General features: G+C 65.9%; 22 protein-coding genes. 16 read left to right on the top strand and 6 right to left on the bottom strand.

Features of this window, described 5'->3' with window-relative positions:
• Positions 1–365 precede the first annotated feature (365 nt).
• Positions 366–995 carry a class F sortase gene (locus AB0I53_RS20320; RefSeq protein ID WP_358604899.1) on the bottom strand — a complete coding sequence of 210 codons (630 nt, stop codon included), beginning with the start codon at positions 993–995 and terminating at the stop codon, positions 366–368.
• Positions 992–1,612 (bottom strand): DUF4142 domain-containing protein, encoded by a 621-nt coding sequence (locus AB0I53_RS20315; protein ID WP_358604896.1) that lies wholly within the window; start codon positions 1,610–1,612, stop codon positions 992–994. Before AB0I53_RS20315 ends, AB0I53_RS20320 begins: the two co-directional genes overlap by 4 nt.
• On the opposite strand from AB0I53_RS20315, the gene AB0I53_RS20310 reads away from it, so the two are divergent.
• Together AB0I53_RS20310 and AB0I53_RS20305 are read left to right on the top strand one after the other, a co-directional pair.
• On the top strand, positions 1,509–1,787 hold the full coding sequence (locus AB0I53_RS20310; protein WP_358604893.1) for a hypothetical protein: 279 nt from the start codon (positions 1,509–1,511) through the stop codon (positions 1,785–1,787). The genes AB0I53_RS20315 and AB0I53_RS20310 overlap by 104 nt on opposite strands.
• 320 nt (positions 1,788–2,107) lie before the next feature.
• Positions 2,108–3,151: a glucose 1-dehydrogenase gene (locus AB0I53_RS20305; RefSeq protein WP_358604890.1), complete on the top strand. Its 1,044-nt coding sequence runs from the start codon at positions 2,108–2,110 to the stop codon at positions 3,149–3,151.
• Between the two features lie 19 nt (positions 3,152–3,170).
• Here AB0I53_RS20305 and AB0I53_RS20300 read toward each other — a convergent pair whose 3' ends face one another.
• The 3 genes from AB0I53_RS20300 to AB0I53_RS20290 all read right to left on the bottom strand — a co-directional run bounded on the left by AB0I53_RS20300 (position 3,171) and on the right by AB0I53_RS20290 (position 4,579).
• A complete protein-coding gene (locus AB0I53_RS20300; RefSeq protein WP_358604888.1) occupies positions 3,171–3,311 on the bottom strand; it encodes a hypothetical protein in 141 nt (46 codons plus the stop codon).
• 33 nt (positions 3,312–3,344) lie between these two features.
• The gene (locus AB0I53_RS20295) at positions 3,345–3,836 is read right to left on the bottom strand and encodes an Asp23/Gls24 family envelope stress response protein (protein ID WP_358604885.1); all 492 of its coding nucleotides are present in this window, start codon (positions 3,834–3,836) and stop codon (positions 3,345–3,347) included.
• 74 nt (positions 3,837–3,910) lie between these two features.
• Positions 3,911–4,579 carry a hypothetical protein gene (locus AB0I53_RS20290; RefSeq protein WP_358604883.1) on the bottom strand — a complete coding sequence of 223 codons (669 nt, stop codon included), beginning with the start codon at positions 4,577–4,579 and terminating at the stop codon, positions 3,911–3,913.
• A 204-nt stretch (positions 4,580–4,783) separates the two neighbouring features.
• Here AB0I53_RS20290 and AB0I53_RS20285 point away from each other — a divergent pair, with 204 nt between their 5' ends.
• From AB0I53_RS20285 to AB0I53_RS20230, 12 genes are all read left to right on the top strand, one after another.
• Entirely contained in the window at positions 4,784–5,218 is a 435-nt protein-coding gene (locus AB0I53_RS20285) for a hypothetical protein (protein WP_358604880.1), read from the top strand.
• A gap of 239 nt (positions 5,219–5,457) precedes the next feature.
• Positions 5,458–5,907, top strand: coding sequence for a hypothetical protein (locus tag AB0I53_RS20280; RefSeq protein ID WP_358604878.1), 450 nt, complete (start codon positions 5,458–5,460; stop codon positions 5,905–5,907).
• A gap of 1,131 nt (positions 5,908–7,038) precedes the next feature.
• Entirely contained in the window at positions 7,039–7,692 is a 654-nt protein-coding gene (locus AB0I53_RS20275) for a hypothetical protein (RefSeq protein ID WP_358604875.1), read from the top strand.
• A gap of 18 nt (positions 7,693–7,710) precedes the next feature.
• Complete coding sequence (locus AB0I53_RS20270; RefSeq protein WP_358604872.1) at positions 7,711–8,868, top strand: SRPBCC family protein; 1,158 nt, start codon at positions 7,711–7,713, stop codon at positions 8,866–8,868.
• A gap of 4 nt (positions 8,869–8,872) precedes the next feature.
• The gene (gene gvpJ / locus AB0I53_RS20265; protein WP_358604869.1) at positions 8,873–9,295 is read left to right on the top strand and encodes a gas vesicle protein GvpJ; all 423 of its coding nucleotides are present in this window, start codon (positions 8,873–8,875) and stop codon (positions 9,293–9,295) included.
• Positions 9,292–10,086 (top strand): GvpL/GvpF family gas vesicle protein, encoded by a 795-nt coding sequence (locus tag AB0I53_RS20260; protein WP_358604866.1) that lies wholly within the window; start codon positions 9,292–9,294, stop codon positions 10,084–10,086. The genes gvpJ and AB0I53_RS20260 overlap by 4 nt, the downstream gene beginning before the upstream one ends.
• 1 nt (position 10,087) lies before the next feature.
• On the top strand, positions 10,088–10,339 hold the full coding sequence (locus AB0I53_RS20255) for a gas vesicle protein GvpG (RefSeq protein WP_358604863.1): 252 nt from the start codon (positions 10,088–10,090) through the stop codon (positions 10,337–10,339).
• 4 nt (positions 10,340–10,343) lie between these two features.
• Positions 10,344–10,793 (top strand): gas vesicle protein GvpO, encoded by a 450-nt coding sequence (gene gvpO, locus AB0I53_RS20250; RefSeq protein WP_358604861.1) that lies wholly within the window; start codon positions 10,344–10,346, stop codon positions 10,791–10,793.
• Complete coding sequence (locus AB0I53_RS20245; RefSeq protein ID WP_358604858.1) at positions 10,790–11,245, top strand: gas vesicle protein; 456 nt, start codon at positions 10,790–10,792, stop codon at positions 11,243–11,245. The genes gvpO and AB0I53_RS20245 overlap by 4 nt, the downstream gene beginning before the upstream one ends.
• On the top strand, positions 11,238–12,020 hold the full coding sequence (locus AB0I53_RS20240) for a GvpL/GvpF family gas vesicle protein (protein WP_358604856.1): 783 nt from the start codon (positions 11,238–11,240) through the stop codon (positions 12,018–12,020). Before AB0I53_RS20245 ends, AB0I53_RS20240 begins: the two co-directional genes overlap by 8 nt.
• Positions 12,017–12,253: a gas vesicle protein gene (locus tag AB0I53_RS20235; protein ID WP_358604854.1), complete on the top strand. Its 237-nt coding sequence runs from the start codon at positions 12,017–12,019 to the stop codon at positions 12,251–12,253. Before AB0I53_RS20240 ends, AB0I53_RS20235 begins: the two co-directional genes overlap by 4 nt.
• Entirely contained in the window at positions 12,246–12,569 is a 324-nt protein-coding gene (locus AB0I53_RS20230; protein WP_358604851.1) for a gas vesicle protein K, read from the top strand. The genes AB0I53_RS20235 and AB0I53_RS20230 overlap by 8 nt, the downstream gene beginning before the upstream one ends.
• A gap of 228 nt (positions 12,570–12,797) precedes the next feature.
• On the opposite strand, the gene AB0I53_RS20225 is transcribed toward AB0I53_RS20230, so the two are convergent.
• On the bottom strand, positions 12,798–13,724 hold the full coding sequence (locus AB0I53_RS20225) for an NADP-dependent oxidoreductase (protein WP_358604848.1): 927 nt from the start codon (positions 13,722–13,724) through the stop codon (positions 12,798–12,800).
• 72 nt (positions 13,725–13,796) lie between these two features.
• Between AB0I53_RS20225 and AB0I53_RS20220 the strand changes: the two genes are divergently transcribed.
• Entirely contained in the window at positions 13,797–14,177 is a 381-nt protein-coding gene (locus AB0I53_RS20220) for a helix-turn-helix domain-containing protein (protein WP_358604846.1), read from the top strand.
• Between the two features lie 565 nt (positions 14,178–14,742).
• Positions 14,743–15,303, top strand: coding sequence for a hypothetical protein (locus tag AB0I53_RS20215; protein ID WP_358604844.1), 561 nt, complete (start codon positions 14,743–14,745; stop codon positions 15,301–15,303).
• Positions 15,304–15,436: the final 133 nt, after the last annotated feature.

Below are 15,436 nucleotides of genomic sequence, written 5' to 3'. Positions count from 1 at the left end.
CATTCGCGTGAACGGCGGAGTGCGGGCTTGTAGGACACGCGCTGGCTGGGGTGTGCGCCGGGGACGTGACGGCGCTGATGATCCGGGGCAAGGTCACACTGTGCGGCTGCCGTACTAGAGGCCGTGGTGGGAGAAAGGACTCCCACCTTCCTGAGTCGGCCGTCCTTGCCGCAGCCTGCGCACGAACGTGGTCACTGCGAGGACCATCCGTACGAGATTTTCCCGTCGTGAGCTGTGACTTCGTCGACTTGAACGTACGTCGACAAGACCGGCTCGGCAGTGTCCTTCTCGCGTGCTCACGTGCCGCTTGAAATGCATGGATAAAGTTTTCGGCAGTCGCACCACGAAGTACTCGGCCTTGTGGCCTAGGTCGGGACGGCGTAGGCGACGATGTTGTCATCGTATTCGTGGGTGCTGTCGTTGAAGAGGCCTCCACAGGTGATCAGCACCAGGCGGGGATGGCCGGTGCGGTCGAACAGGTCCGCTGGCAGGGATGCCTTGGGGTAGCTGCGTACTGCCGCAATCCGGTATCGGGTCGTGTCGTGGGTGGAGGTGACTTTGAGGGGATCACCTGGCTGGAGATCAGCCACCCGGAACAAGGCGCCAGGGCCGGTGCTGCGCGTGTCGACGTGTCCGTCCAGCACGACTGTGCCGCGCCGGGAACTTGGTGCGGCGCCGGCGCTCCACCAGCCGACCACGCCCGGTGATTCGGGCACGCCCAACTGGTGGTCCGGCCCGGGCAACACGGGTTGTACCGGCGCGTCGACACCCAACGTCGGCAGCTGCACTCGCTGCGGCACCTCGTTCGGTGACACCGGCACCGGCGCTTCCGGCGCCGAAGCCGGTTCAGGAGGGCTTCCGGTATGGGCAGGCGGGACGGTACCGGTGTGCGGCCGGGCGGGACCGCTGGCCAGAGCGTGGCCAAGCCCCGCTGCCACAGTCACCAGGCCGAGCACCAGCAGGATCTCCGGCACCCGGCGTCGCCATGAGCTCACCCGAACCGTAGGCGCCGACGCAGCAGCGCCACACCGGCGCCCACGACCATCGCCAGACCGCCTGCCATCAGGCCGAGGTCGGCGGCGTGGGACTGCGCCCGCTCCGCCAAGCCGCCGGAACCCGTGTTGGCCCCCTTCGGCGGAATGCCGAGGGCGTTCGCACCGGCCTGGGCATGGCTCAGGTGTTTGAGGACCACCGGGAGAAAACCCTTCGCGTAGTCCTGCACGTCAGGATCCCGACCGGAGTCGATCTCGGTGCGCGTTAGCGTGCTCGCCTCCTGGTGTCCGGCGATCTGCGCCTGCAGGTAGGTGGTGTCGAACATCCCGCCGGACGCGCTCTCGAGCTGGTTCCCGATGCTCTGTTGCTGTGCGTTCGGCGATGACGGCAACGTCACGCCCTTCTGTCCCGCCAGGTGCTCGAGGTTGCTCTGTGCGTTCTGGTGATCGGTGAGCGTTTCCTGCGCCAACGACCGCACCTGCGGCGTGGTGGCCTTCTGCAGAGCTAGCTTGCCTATGGTGATCTCCGCCAGATTCACTTGCGCGACCTGCGCCATGAACGAGTTGTCCTGTTCGGCCGATGCGGCGGCAACGCCGGGCACAGCCAACGCCGCCACCATGGCTGCGCCACCGAACGCTGCCGCAGATCGTTTCCTCATCCTGGTCACAATCCCCCCATTTTCAAAGCATCACGGAGTCGGGCTACCCCACGTGCCGCAACAGAAACACCGGCGTACTACCGAAACTTTGGTCGGTTGGTCGCGTGTACGTGGCACCTGGAAGGGCGACGGCTAAATCGGTAAGCTGATTACCTGTGATTCGCCGCGCCTCAAAACTGCCGGCCAGCGAACGCCGAAGGCATCGCCACCTTCGAAACCAACGTCCCACCGCGCAAGATCCTGGAAGCTAAAAGGAATTCCGGTATTTCACCCTTCCACGTCTCCTCGGTGTTACGCCACGTGGTGATTGGATTTACCGCTGCCCCGAGCGGATCACCGGAAAGTTCAAGGACGAAGTCGTGCTGGCTACCAGCCGGAACGGTCAGGTCTATCCGGAGAGCACCGCGATCGTCCGGGCCTCAGGTGCTCCCGGCCGGCAAGAGAGGGGGGCTTCAGGTGAAGGCAGCCACCGTGGTTCCGGGTAGGCCGGAGTTGTCGGCGGTCACGGAACTGCCCGATCCCGTTCCGCAGCCGGGGGAGCTGCTCGTGCAGGGCCTGCTGGTGGGGTTCTGCGGCATTGATCGTGATGTCACCGAAGGGGCGCACGGTCTTCTGCTGCCGGGGCAAGGCCGCATGGTCCTTTTCCACGAATCCGTCGGACGAGTGGTCCATGCGCCCGCGATCAGTGGTTTCCAGGAGGGCGACTACGTGGTCGGTGTCGTCCGGCGTCCGGACCCGCAGCCGTGCGAGGCGTGTGCCGCCGGGCAGTGGGATTTCTGCCTCAACGGCGAGTACACCGAGTGCGGCATCACGGGGCTGGATGGCTTCGGTGCTCAGCAGTGGACGGTCGAGCCCCGCTTCGCGATCAAGGTCACTCCTGCGCTCGGTGATCTCGGAGTGCTGGCGGAGCCTGCATCGGTGGTGGCCAAGGCGTGGGAGCAGGCCGACTCGATCGGCAGGCGAGCCTACTTCGCTCCCCGCCACGCGTTGGTGACCAGTGCGGGATCGGTCGGTCTGCTCGCTGCTCTGCTCGGCACGCAGCGCGGCCTGGACGTGCACGTTCTTGACCATGTCACCGGGAGGCCGAGATCGGATCTGGTGCGCGCATTGGGCGCGGCCCACCACACCTCGCTGGACGATCTGGGCTGCGAACCGGATGTCGTGATCGAGGCGACCGGATCCGGCAAGGTTCTGTTCGAGGTGCTGCGGCACACTGCGCGCAACGCCATCACCGTGCTGACCGGCATCACGGGCCACCACCGCACCACGTCCGTCCCGGCGGAGGTGATCAACAACGAGTTGATGCTGGACAACGACGTCCTCGTGATCAGTGCCAGCGCCAACCTGCGCCACTACAACCAGGCCGTGCAGGCATTGGCGGCCGCGGATAGGAACTGGTTGAGGTCGCTGATCAGCCGCCGGATCCCGCTGGGCGCGTGGACCGATGTCTTCGAGTCGGGTCCTGGCGAGGTGAAGGTCGTCGTGGATCTCCAGGCCTGACAACGAAGGCGCCAACGGTTCACCGTGCTGCGTGCATGCCCCTGACTCGCTGAGTGATCAGGTCGAGAACGCGGGTGGTCGTGGCGATGTCGTCTGGCGTGATTCCGCCGGGCAGCCGGTTGCGCAGGTCGGTCCTGGGCCGACCCACTGTCGAGATCACTCAGCTCCTTGGCCCGATGTATGGCGGAAATCGTCATTCGACGCGCGCCGATGCCGGCGTTTCCTCCTCGCCGGGAAGGCGGATATCGGTGACGGCGATGTTGACCTCCACGACCTCCAACCCGGCCATGCGTTCCACCGCGGTGATGACGTTGCGGCGCACCGCTCGTGCCAGGTCCACTACGGCGGTCCCGTATTCGACCACGATTTCCAGATCGATGGCGGCCTGCTTTTCGCCGACCTCGACAGCGACTCCAGAGGTCTCGGAAGCGCGGGCGCCGGGAATGCGTTCGCGCAGCGCCCCGAATGCCCGTGCCACGCCGCCGCCGAGCGCGGCGACCCCGGAGATTTCGCGGGTGGCGACTGCGGCGATTTTCTGCACCACTACAGCGGCGATCGTTGTGGCTCCCCGTGTTGTCTCGCTGACCTCACCCGCCCGCGGTTTGTCGGCCCCTCCGGGTGTCGTCGCCCAAGCGGTTTCAGCGTGCTTGGCCTGCGTGGTGGGGGCTTTGGTCTCTTCGGCCATCGCGGCCATCTCCGTTCACTACCGGCGCGCACGCCTCCGGCAAGGCACGAATACCTGCTCGGCGCGATGCGGGGCTACTCGTGGTGGTGGGTGTTTCTCTTACCGGATGCGGGTGGATGTGGTGCCCGCATCGGGGCACGCCGCTTGCGAACCGGTTTGCGTCCCTCTCCGGCGTCGCGCGCTGTCGCATCGCGGGAAACGGTTTCCTCTGGCGCTTTCTTGGAACGTGTTTTCTTGGTGCGCGGCCCGGGTGCACTCCGGCCAACCTCGCGCGCCGGTCGCTCTTCCTCTGCGGCATTTTTGGCCTGCGGTTTCGAGTCTTCGTCGGGCGGTGTTCGCGCGCCGTCGTCGGAGCCCTTCAACTTCTCACCGGCCCGGGCGAGGGCGCCGCCGGTCGCAGCAAGGATCACCCCGATTCTGCGGGTCACGCCTGTGCGCAGTCGGCGGAGCCGTCCCTCGCTACCGGGCTCGTCCATCTTTTCCCCTCCTCCAGCGCGGGACCTCGGCAGGCCTGCGGCAGCGCCGGAAATGGTCCGACCTGTGCGCTTCAGGCCGTGCTGGGTCCGCTCGCGAACAAGCGGGACGTTCCGCAACTTCCCGCCCAGAGCGCCGACGAGCGGACCAGGGTTGAGCCGCCGAAGCTTCCGGCTCACCTTTCGGGCGGCCATTCGCAGCTCAAGCTTCGTCAACCACGCGTGCACGTAACCGATGACGGTCGCCAGAAACACCTTGATCCGGGTCATCGCTACCTCCGGCGCTGACCACATTGCCGGAGAATCGCGTCCAACCTGATGAGCGCGACCTCGGCGATGTCCGAGTTGTGCGCTCGGTGTTCCCCAGTTCCCGCGGTTGAAACCACGATGCGTGAACTACTCTTGCCAGTCGCTGCACCGGACAGCTCGGCACTGGATTGGTTGTCGGCAGTCACCCGTGGGTAGCCCCGATGCATGGCTGCGCTGGGCAAGGCCGAGGCCGGGACCCGGAAACTGGCCCGATTGGCCGGAGGACTACGGGAGGCCGCTGGGCGAATCGTTCGCGACCTGTTGGCCATGGGCTCCGCGGTGCTGTTCCGGAAGGTTCCCGCCTGGCTGGACAAACTCGCCGACGCGGCGAGCGGGTCGCCGGGCGTGCAGGCCGCGCTGGCGGGGGTTTCCGCTGCCGTCAGGGGGAAGCACCCGTTGTGGCCAGCGGTGAAGGCCGCGGTCGCCGGACTGAGCGCCAAGGCCAAACTCCTCCTGGTCCTCTGCCTCGTCCTCGTCCTACTGCTGGGACCGGTGTTGCTCGTGCTGCTCTTGTTGTTCCTGATCGTCGTTGCGGTGATCAGGGCGGTGCGACCCCGGCGCGCTGAGGGACCTGCGCCTCTAGTGCTGCAGGCCGAGTAATGGGGCGACCGCGAGTTCGGGGGATGCCTCGCTGGCGATGAGCGGACCCCGTCCCTGATCCACACGTTCGCGGTCGCCGTCCGAACGCAGGTAATCGTCATCGCTGCCACAAGCTCTTGAACCTTCATCCTTCCGCACGATCACCGCGGCCGCTGGCTGTGTCGGGAATCCCTGACGAATCGCGAGGGACTCTGGGAAAGGGGAGAATGCAGTGTGATTTCAAGCGTTCGGATGTTGGCGTGCATACCGCGATCTTGGCGTTCGGGAGGGTCGTGATGTTGGTCCGGATCAAGGTGTACCTGGCGGCTTTCATCGGCTACCTGCTGGGCCGCTGGCGCAAGGGGAAAGTCGCCTTGCACCTCGCGCGCCGGCTGGCACGCAAGAAACTGAGCGGTATGAGACCTGCCCGCCGACGCGCCGTTTTGAATCGCAGGAAGCTGCTCCTGCGGCGCGCGGGTGTGGGTGCCGCAGGCGTTGTGGCTGGAGCCGGCACTGCCTACGCCGCCTATCGCATGACCCGCTCGGTCGAGCTCGAAACAAGCGAGGCCGAGCAGCCGTCTGGCGAAGCGTCGGTAGGCGAGGCCGCGGACGAGACGATCGTTCCTCCGGAGGGTGCCATCCCAGCCGCGCGCGAGGCACCCAGGGCAAAAGCGAAGAAGAAGGCAGCGAAGAAGGGTGCCCAGGGCTGACCCGGTACCTGGCTCCGAGCGTCTGACATGCGCGCCGGAAGGTTCCGGTCGAGCTGGGTTCTTAGTGAACGTCGGCCACCAAGACCACCTTGCAGCGCCGGGCGACTCCCGAACGTCGTTGATCTTCGACTCGCAATCGCTCATTCGCCGTATGGCGCATACTGGTGGGTGCGCACGGTTTGCCGTGCGTTCGGTGCCCAACTGATCAAGGATCTTCGGTCCACCAAAGGCATTCGCATCTTGGAGAAGGAGCGACGCCATGACGTGGTTCCCTCGCTTGCTCGGCATCGGGACGGCCGCACTGGGTGCGACGATCGTTCTTCGCCCAGAGACGCTGGCCGTTCCATGCGGACTGACCGACACGGCCGGAACAACTTCCCCGGGTACGGCGGCGCTCTGCCGAGGCATCGGCGCCCGAGACGTTGTGTCGGGGCTGGCCCTGGCGTTCGCTCCCAGCCCGAACCCGTTGTTGCTGGCCGTTGTAGGTCGCGTGGCGGCCGACATCAGTGACGCGCTGCTGCTGGACAGCCTTCGACCCAGACCCCAGACGCGGGGCATTCTGGCGACGCTCGCAGCCGGCCGAGGCTTGCTGAGCGCCCTGAGCGGCCTGACCATACGTTCAGGACCAGCGGATGAAGAATCCGCAGAACTGGGCGGCGAGGAATCGCGGCGCCGAGATCGCGGAGAGTGCTACTCAGAACGCTCATGGCCCTTACGACGCTGGGTGAGTGGGATCGTGGATGAGGAACTCCGGGAGACCGGCGTGCTTCGGTGATCTCGCTTTCGAAGTCGAGCGATGATATTCCATCGTGCGGGATGGTCACGATGGAAATGCTTGATATATTTGAAAAGCAGGTTCGATCACGAAATCGCTCGCGACGAAGGTGTTCGGCGTCCAGCGGTCGGGTAGCCTGGCAAGATAATCGCGGTAGTCGGCTGATCGGGCTTCGACGCTTGGTCAATGTGCAAGGTGGTAGCGCCGAACCCATGGCCGCACCCGGTTGCGTGAGCTGGTCGTGACTGCGGGCAACACGCCCGCCCGGCTGTTCGGGCAGGGGGCTGATCATGAAATCCGGACCTCAGATCGCTATGGCAGTAGCCGTCGGCTACGCCCTCGGGCGCAGTCGCAAGATGAAGCTCGCGATCACAGCCGCGGGGATGCTGGCCGGACGACGTTTAGCGGATCCCAAGGAACTGCTGGCTAAGGGCGGCAAACTGCTGGGAGCGTCTCCAGAGGTGCAGAAGCTCACGGGAGAGGTGCGAGAGCGTTTGCTGGACGCGGCCAAATCAGCGGCGATGGCAGCGGCGACGAGCAAGATCGAATCGCTTGGTGACAATCTGACGAAACGTGCCGCCGGTTTGCGTGCGGTCAACGTCGAAGCTGCCGGGGAGCAGGTCTCGAACGCCGGGAAAGGAGTGACCAGCCTCAGCAAGAAGGCGATCCGGCGGGGGGCGAGCTCGGGGGAGACTACCGCGGCGGACGAGGACGAGACGGAGTCCGAGGAAAGCGAAGAAGAGCAGTCCTCGGAAGGCAGGAAGGAACGGGGTCGCACGCCCGAACGTTCCACAGCCTCGAGTGGCGGGCGATCGAGCTCTGCCGCGGAGAAGGAATCCACGAGGACGCCGCGGTCCGGTGAGCGGGGCAAGGCGACGTCTGCGGCCAAGTCCTCCAGTGGTTCGAGCGGCCGGGCAGGAAGCCGGAGTGGCGGGTCGGCAGGACAGGGCAAGCGCAAGCAGGCGACGAGCTCCAGGCCCAAGTCGTCGGCTCCGAAGAAGACGTCTTGAGCGGGCTGGGTGATGACCATGGCGCAACCGTCCAGCGAAAGTCGCGAATCCAGATCGGGTGGCTTGTTGCGAGAACTGCCGCTTGATCCGTTGAAGGCCGGAGCCAAGGAGCTGCTGACGTCGGCCGGGGAACGTGCAGCCAGTTTCGTCGGCGACAAGGTCGAAGAAATGACCGAACGGTTGACCGAATCGGCGGAGAACGGTGGTGCCGGACTGATGGCAGCGGTCACGGGCGGTAAGGAGTTGGCGGCAGGTGGATCCCCCGTCAAATCGGCGCTGAAAGCCGGTTTGACGGGCGTGACGGAAAAGGTCAAAGGTGCACTGGGCATGGGCGGCGGAAAAGGAGGGAAGAAGGGCAAGTCCAAGGTGGTCAACATCATCGAGCACAATGATGTCGGCCTGCCGATTCGCGTCGTGTACGACCAGTGGACCAGGTTCGAGGACTTCCCGAGCATGACGAAGAAGGTCCTCAGCGTGGATCAGGAGTCCGACGAAAAGATCAACTGGCAAGCCCAGATCTTCCTCTCGAAACGGAGCTGGCAAGCCACCATCGTCGAACAGGTTCCCGACGAACGGATCGTGTGGACTTCAACCGGCGCGAAGGGGACCGTGGATGGCTCCATCACCTTCCACGAGCTCGCGCCGGACATGACGAGGATCCTGCTCGTCATCGAGTACTACCCGCAGGGGCTCTTCGAGAAGACCGCGTACATGTGGCGAGCGCAGGGCCGCCGTGTTCGCGCCGACTTCAAGTACATCAAGCGGCACCTGATGACGCGCACGATCTTGGAGCAGGACGCGATCGAAGGCTGGCGTGGCGAGATCCGAGATCGCGAGGTCGTCAAGACCCACGAAGAGGCTTTGCGCGAAGAGGAAGAGGCGGAGTACGGCGCGGAGGCCGGCGAGGAAGAGCCGCAGGAGTACGAGGGCGAGTACGGCGAAGCCGAGGAGGGCGGCGAAGAGGGCGAGTACGGCGAAGAAGAGGAGGAAGCCGAGGAGTACGGCGACGAAGAGGAGGAGGGCGAGTACGGCGACGAAGAGTCGGAAGCCGAGGAGTCCGAGGGTGAAGGCGAAGAGGAGGGCGAGGAGGAGTACGAAGAGGACGAAGGCCGGGAAGACGAAGACCAGCGCGGCCGGCGTCGCCGCGAAGCGGTGACGTCCAGCCGGAGAAGGTGATGACATGACCGTCGCGAGCATGCAAGGGGGCGGCGGATCGCCGGTGCAGCGCGGTTCGTCGGGCGACTTGGCGGAAGTGGTCGAACTCATCCTGGACAAGGGGCTCGTCATCGACGTCTTCGTTCGGGTTTCGCTGGTGGGAATCGAGATCCTCACCGTCGACGCGCGGGTCGTAGTGGCCAGTGTGGACACCTACCTGCGGTTCGCCGAGGCGACCAACAGGCTGGACCTGGATCAGAAGGGCGGCAAGGACCTCCCGGAGCTGATGGAGGGCATGACGCAGAGCGGCGTCGAAGGCAAGACCAAGGGCGTGATCGACGCGGCCAAGGACAAGTTCGACGAATTCCGGGGTGGCGATCAGGAGGAGAAGCGGGAGAAGCAGCCCGTCAAGCGCAGGGAACCGCGGAGCCGGGAGCGTGAACGATGACCACGCACGCGAAGCGCGCCGAGAGTGTCCGGACCGAGCCGGAAGGCGACGTCGAGAAAGCCGTGTACGTCTACGGCATCATCGATCGCCGAGAAGAGCTGCCGGACGGGCTGCCCTCCGTCGGGGACGACGAGGCCAAGGTGGTGCTTGCCTCGCGCGGCGAACTCTCCGCGCTGATCAGCGAGGTGTGGCTGGCTCGACCGCTCGGCACCCGCGAGGACCTGCTCGCGCACGAGCGCGTCCTCGACACCCTCGCCGCCGAAACGACCGTGATACCGATGCGTTTTGGTTCCGTTGTGAGAACCGCGGAAGCGGTCGTCGAGGAGCTGCTGGAACCCCATCAGGACCACTTCGAGGCCATGCTCACCGAACTTTCAGGACTCGTCCAGTTCACCGTTCGAGGCAGGTACGCGGAGAGCGCGCACCTGCGCGAGATCGTGGATGAAGTGCCCGAGGTCCGACAGCTCCGCGAAGATCTCAGCGGGCTGCCGGAGGAAGCGGGCTACGCGGAGCGCTTGCGGCTGGGTGAACTGGTCAGCAACGCCGTCGCCCAGAAGCGCGAATCCGATGCGGAGACGCTGATGGCCTCGCTCGAATCGTCTTCTGCCGCTTCAGTTTCACATGCGGTCGCAGCCGAGGACGATGCCGTGCACGCCGCGTTCCTCGTCGATCGCGAGCAGATCCCGCAGTTCGAGCAGGCCCTGGACGAACTGGGGGAGCGGTGGGCGGGACGGATCGACCTGCGCTTGATCGGTCCGCTCGCACCCTACAACTTCTTGCCGGAGGCCTGATATGGGACTCATCACCGGGCTTCTCACCCTGCCTCTGGCACCAGTGCGAGGTGCCGTGTGGGTCGCCGAAAAGGTGAAACAGCACGCGGAGCAGCAGTACTACGATCCCGCGCTCATCCAGCGCCAGATCGCCGACGTCGACGACGCCTACGCCGCCGGTGAGCTGACTGACCCGGAACGCGACCGGTTGCACGAAGACTTGCTGGCCAGGCTGTTCGAGGCGCAGCGGCGACGTCGGGGAGAGGAGATGTGACCTGGTGGCCACGGCGCGGCGCGACGGGTCTGGGGATCGCGAGTCACCGGCGGAGCGCCGCCGGCGCAACCTCCCTCGGCAAACGGGATCCAAGACGGCGGCAGCCAAGAGCAGCCCGGAGCGGGACCAGAAGCCGAAGCGGGCGCACCAGGAACCCGACAGTGACGACGAGAAAGGCCGAGCGCGAGCGCGGCATTCACTCAAAGCGGCCCAGGTGGCCCGGCTGGCCGTTCGCCAAGTGCACGAGCTGACCGGTCGAGAGCCGGAAGGCGTCACGTCCCTTGAACGGTCCGAAACGGGCTGGGTCGTGGGCGTCGAGGTGGTCGAGAGCCGCCGGGTTCCGGACTCGGCCGACATCTTGGCCGTGTACGAGGCGGAACTGGACGCGGACGGTGATCTCGTTTCGTACCACCGTGTCGACCGCTATGCCAGAGGGCGAGGCAACGAACGATGACAGGCTATGACGGCAACGACCGGACGACTGCTCCGGCGGTGCGAGGAGGCGGTGCCCGCGCACCGACGTGGTACGGCGAGCGCGCGACGCCCGCACAGCCGCAGTCGGCGAATCTCGCCGACATCCTGGAACGGATCTTGGACAAGGGCATCGTCATCGCCGGTGACATCCAGGTGAACCTGCTCGACATCGAACTGCTCACGATCAAGCTCCGGCTGGTCGTGGCCTCGGTCGAGCGCGCCCGCGAAATGGGGATCGACTGGTGGGAACACGACCCCACGCTGTCCTCCGGTCACCGTGACCTGGTCGAAGAGAACCGGTCGCTGCGATCACAGGTGCGTGAGCTCGAATCCGGGCGCAGCGCGACCGAGGCCGCTCTGGAGGACGAGCCGCTTCCCGAACCTCATCGGGAGGCGCGCGAACGCAGCTCCGAGGAGCAGGACCGTGGCTGAAACGCTCTCCTACGTCTACGCGATCTTGCGAGGAGACGTGGACATTTCCGGGCACGTGGCTGGAATCGCCGGGTCGGAGGTCCGGCTGGTCACTTCCGGTGGCCTCGCCGCACTTGTCAGCACGGTCGACGCCGAGGAGTTCGGCGAACAAGGGCTGCGCAAGAACCTGGAGGACATGCGGTGGCTGGAAACTACGGTCCGGGCGCACAGCCGGGTCGTCGAGGCCGCCGCCACCGCCTCGCCCGTCGCCCCGCTGGCCCTGGCCACGGTCTACTACAACGATGACCGCGTTCGGGCCGCACTCGCGGAGCGCGGACCAGCGTTCGCCGACATCCTGGAGCTGATCTCCGGTCATACCGAGTGGGGTGTCAAGGCGTTCGCCGACGTCAGCTGGAAGGAGCAGCGGGAGCCCGCCGCCTCGAACCCCGGTGGCGCCCAGGATCGGCCAGGGCAGGCATACCTCGGCAAGCTTCGGGAACGACGGAAGGGACAGGCCGAGGCGGAGCGCGAGGCGGTGCAGCAAGCCGAGGAGATCCACGCTGTGCTCAGCGAACTATCCCATGCGAACCGGGTGCACCCGCCGCAGAATCGTGATCTCGCGGGCTATCAGGGGTCGATGGTGCTCAACGGCGCCTACCTGGTGGACGATGCGCGAACCGAGGAGTTCACTGCGGCGGTGGAGAGCATCGCCGCGGAGAGCGCCCTGCGGATCGAGCTGACCGGGCCGTGGGCCCCGTATTCGTTCGCAGCGGTGGAAGGTGCGGATCAGCAGTGAGCGCGATTGCCGGGGGCCGCGACAGCAGCCCGCTCACAGTTCGCGACTCCCGGGAGATCGCGCTCGTCGACCTTCTCGACCGGTTGCTGGCGGGTGGCGTCGTGCTTGTCGGCGACGTAACCATTTCGCTGGCCGGGGTCGACCTGGTGCGGGTGTCTTTGCGGGCGATCATCACCTCGATCCACGAGGGCACGATGGATGTCGACTCGTGGGAGCAGATCGACGATGGGTGAATCTCGGCGCGACCACCGACCCGAAAGGCAGCGCGGGTTGCCGCACCGCATCGAAACCGACGCGGAGTCGGTCCAACGTGACCTGGTCCGGCTCGTCCTCACCATCGTCGAACTGCTGCGCCAGTTGATGGAACGGCAGGCCCTGCGCCGCGTCGACGAAGGCGGGCTCGACGAGGATCAGGTGGAAGAGCTGGGCCTGGCTCTCATGAAGCTGGAAGAGGCGATGGCCGAACTCCGCGACCGCTTCGGCTTCGCCGCTGAGGATCTCAACCTGGACCTTGGGCCGCTCGGCCCCCTGCTGCCACGCGATGACTAGCACCCTCGGTCCGGGGGCGAAGAAGCCCAGCCGCGTCTAGCACTCCAGCCGTAGTTCGTGATGGTCATGGTTCACGGGTGGATTGTCGCTGGTAGTGGCGTTCGACGAAGACGCCAGCCTGCTGACCTTGCCGAATCACGTCTTGGACCAGGTGGTCGGCCAGCCGCTTGGAGCGACGGAAGTCCGTTCATCAGTGGGGCCTCGCTCACGCAAGGCCCCACGACGGGATCAGACGGTGAGCACGAGCTTGCCCTGGAGGTGACCGCCGTCGAGCAGCCGGTGCGCGTCGGCGACGCGCTCGAACGGGAACGTCTCCTGCACGTGGACCCGGAGCCTGCCCTGTTCGACGAGTTCGACGAGCCGCCGCAGGGCGACCGGATCCGGGTCGACCGCGATGCCGCTGAAGCGCATGCCGGCCGCCTCGAACTTGGCGGCGAGCTCGGAATCCTCGTCGGCGACCGCCGTCACCAGGTGCCCGCCTGGGCGGAGCACGTCGAGCGAGCGTTCGACGGTGTCGCCGCCGAGCGTGTCGAGCACGACGTCGATGTCGCGGACCGCCTCGGTGAAGTCGACCGTCGTGTAGTCGATCATCTCGTCGGCGCCGAGCCCCTCGACGAACTTCCGCTTGCTCCCGCTGGCGGTCGTGATCACGTGCGCGCCGAGCGCTTTCGCGATCTGGATCGCGACATGCCCGACCCCGCCACCACCACCGTGGACCAGGACGCGGTCGCCCTCGGTCACGCCGGCGAGGTCGACGAGGCCCTGCCACGCCGTCAGCCCGACGATCGGCAGCGCCGACGCCTCGACGTGCGAGAGCGACGCCGGCTTGCGCACCAGGTGCAACGCCGGAGCAGCCACGACTTCGGCGTACGCGTTGGCCGCCCGGGGGAACAGCGGCATTCCGAACACTTCGTCGCCCGGCCGCAATCGCCACGTCTGCGCCTGTTCGACCACGCCGCTGATGTCCCAGCCGAGGATGAACGGCGGCTTGCCGATCAGCGGGAACTCGCCTGCGCGCAGTCGCGCCTCCAGCGGGTTCAGCCCGATCGCCTTGACACGGACGAGGACCTCGGTCGGCAGGGGCTGGGGCGCGGGCGCGTCCACGATGGTGAGTACCTCGGGACCGCCGAGCTTCTGCTGGGTGATGACTCGCATGACTCTCCTGGCTTTGGAAGGGGAGAACCCAGACTATGTTTCCGATAGGAACCAGCAGGTACCTTTGGCGCCATGCGCGGTTTCGGTCCCAGTGATTCCTTTCTTGCCGACTGCCCGGCGCGTCTGGCGGTCGAGCTGATCGCCGACAAGTGGACGGTGGTCGTGCTCTACGGCCTCAGCAAGGGCCCGGTGCGCCATGGCGAGCTGATCGAGCTGATCGGCGGCATCTCCCGCAAGATGCTCACCCAGACGCTCCGACGGCTCGAGGCGCACGGACTCATCCGCCGCCACGCCTACGCCGAGGTGCCGCCCCGCGTCGAGTACGAGCTCACCCCGCTCGGAGCGACGCTGATCGATCCGATCCACATACTGACCGAGTGGGCGAGGGCGAACGGCGCCGCAGTGCTCGATGCGCTCGACGCCGATTCCGAGCCGGTCGCCCATCACAGCTGAGCCCTCACCGCTCTAAAGGTTGTTCCGTAGCGCGTTGGCGAACCATGATCGATGATCATGGTGTGGAGCAGCTCATCAGCGCGAACAAGCCGGAGTGGGCGCCCGTGTTCACCGAGCAGTCGATGTGCCGGTTCAGCAAGCTGGCACGGACGGCGCACCAACCGCACCTACCGGCAGATCGCGCTGAAGTTCGGCATCGCCAAAATCCTCTGTGGACCGGGTGATGGACCACTGGCCCCACTGCTAGCACTGGCGCCCCTGACGAAGAAACACGGCTCCGACACCGTGCTGATCGTCGACGGGATGGTGCGCCACTAGGCGTTGGATGACCGAGTGTGTTGGAGAGAGGACCCCGCCGCCGGGCTGTCGCAGCAGCTCGGTTGAAGCCAGGGGCAGCCTGATCCGGGGGACTCCGGGGAGGGTGGGAAGCAGCCCTGACAACGCTCCGGCCTAGTACTCCAGCCGAAGTTCGTGATGGTCATGGTTCACGGGTGGATTGTCGCTGGTAGTGGCCTTGCTGTGCGCGGTATTGGTGGCGTCTGCGCCACTGTGAGCAGCGGATCCGGTGTGCAATATCGAGTATTGGTCGGGCGATGAGGGCGGTGAACAGGTGGTGGATTTCGTTGCAGGTCAAGGAGATCCACCCGAGGGTCGCCGGTCCGGGGTTTCGTTCGGTGGACGCGACGACGGCGAGGAATGCGTGGGCGAGCATCCCCAGGACTGTCCAGCGGTGCCACGAGGTCCAGAGCCGGACCTGGTGTTGATCAAGCCCGGTGAGACCTTTGCTGGTCTGGAACGATTCCTCGACTGTCCACCTGCGGCCTGCGACCTGAACCAGGACTCGCAGTGGAACGGGGCGGGGCGAGTAGCAGCGGTAGAACGCCAGCTCGCCGGTGGTGCGGTTGCGACGGATCAGCAACCACCGGTGTCCGCTCGGCTCGTCGGTGTCGATGTCGGCGAACGCCCAGTCGTAGTAGCGATTCCCCGACCAGCGATGCGGGTGATCATCTGCTCGAACATCACCGCCCATCGGTCAGGGTTTACGCTGGAGCCCGCGGCCACCAGCCGATCAGGGTTAGTCCACACAACCGACCATGATCAACTGATGGGCCGCACCTGCATCTGAGCGGCCCACCAACGACATCACGAAGTCCGGCTGGAGTACTAGTAGTACTTCGTTAAGTTGGTCTTCGTTTGGGGAGCTTTCGTTGGCATGTGGGGCAAACGCCGGTCCAGCACAGTAAGACGCCTTGGAGCAG

It is taken from the genome of Saccharopolyspora sp. NPDC050389 (assembly GCF_040655595.1).
Classification (GTDB): Bacteria; Actinomycetota; Actinomycetes; order Mycobacteriales; family Pseudonocardiaceae; genus Saccharopolyspora.
The sequence above is the reverse complement of the archived record's forward strand: the minus strand, read 5'-3'. Positions and strand labels throughout refer to the sequence as shown.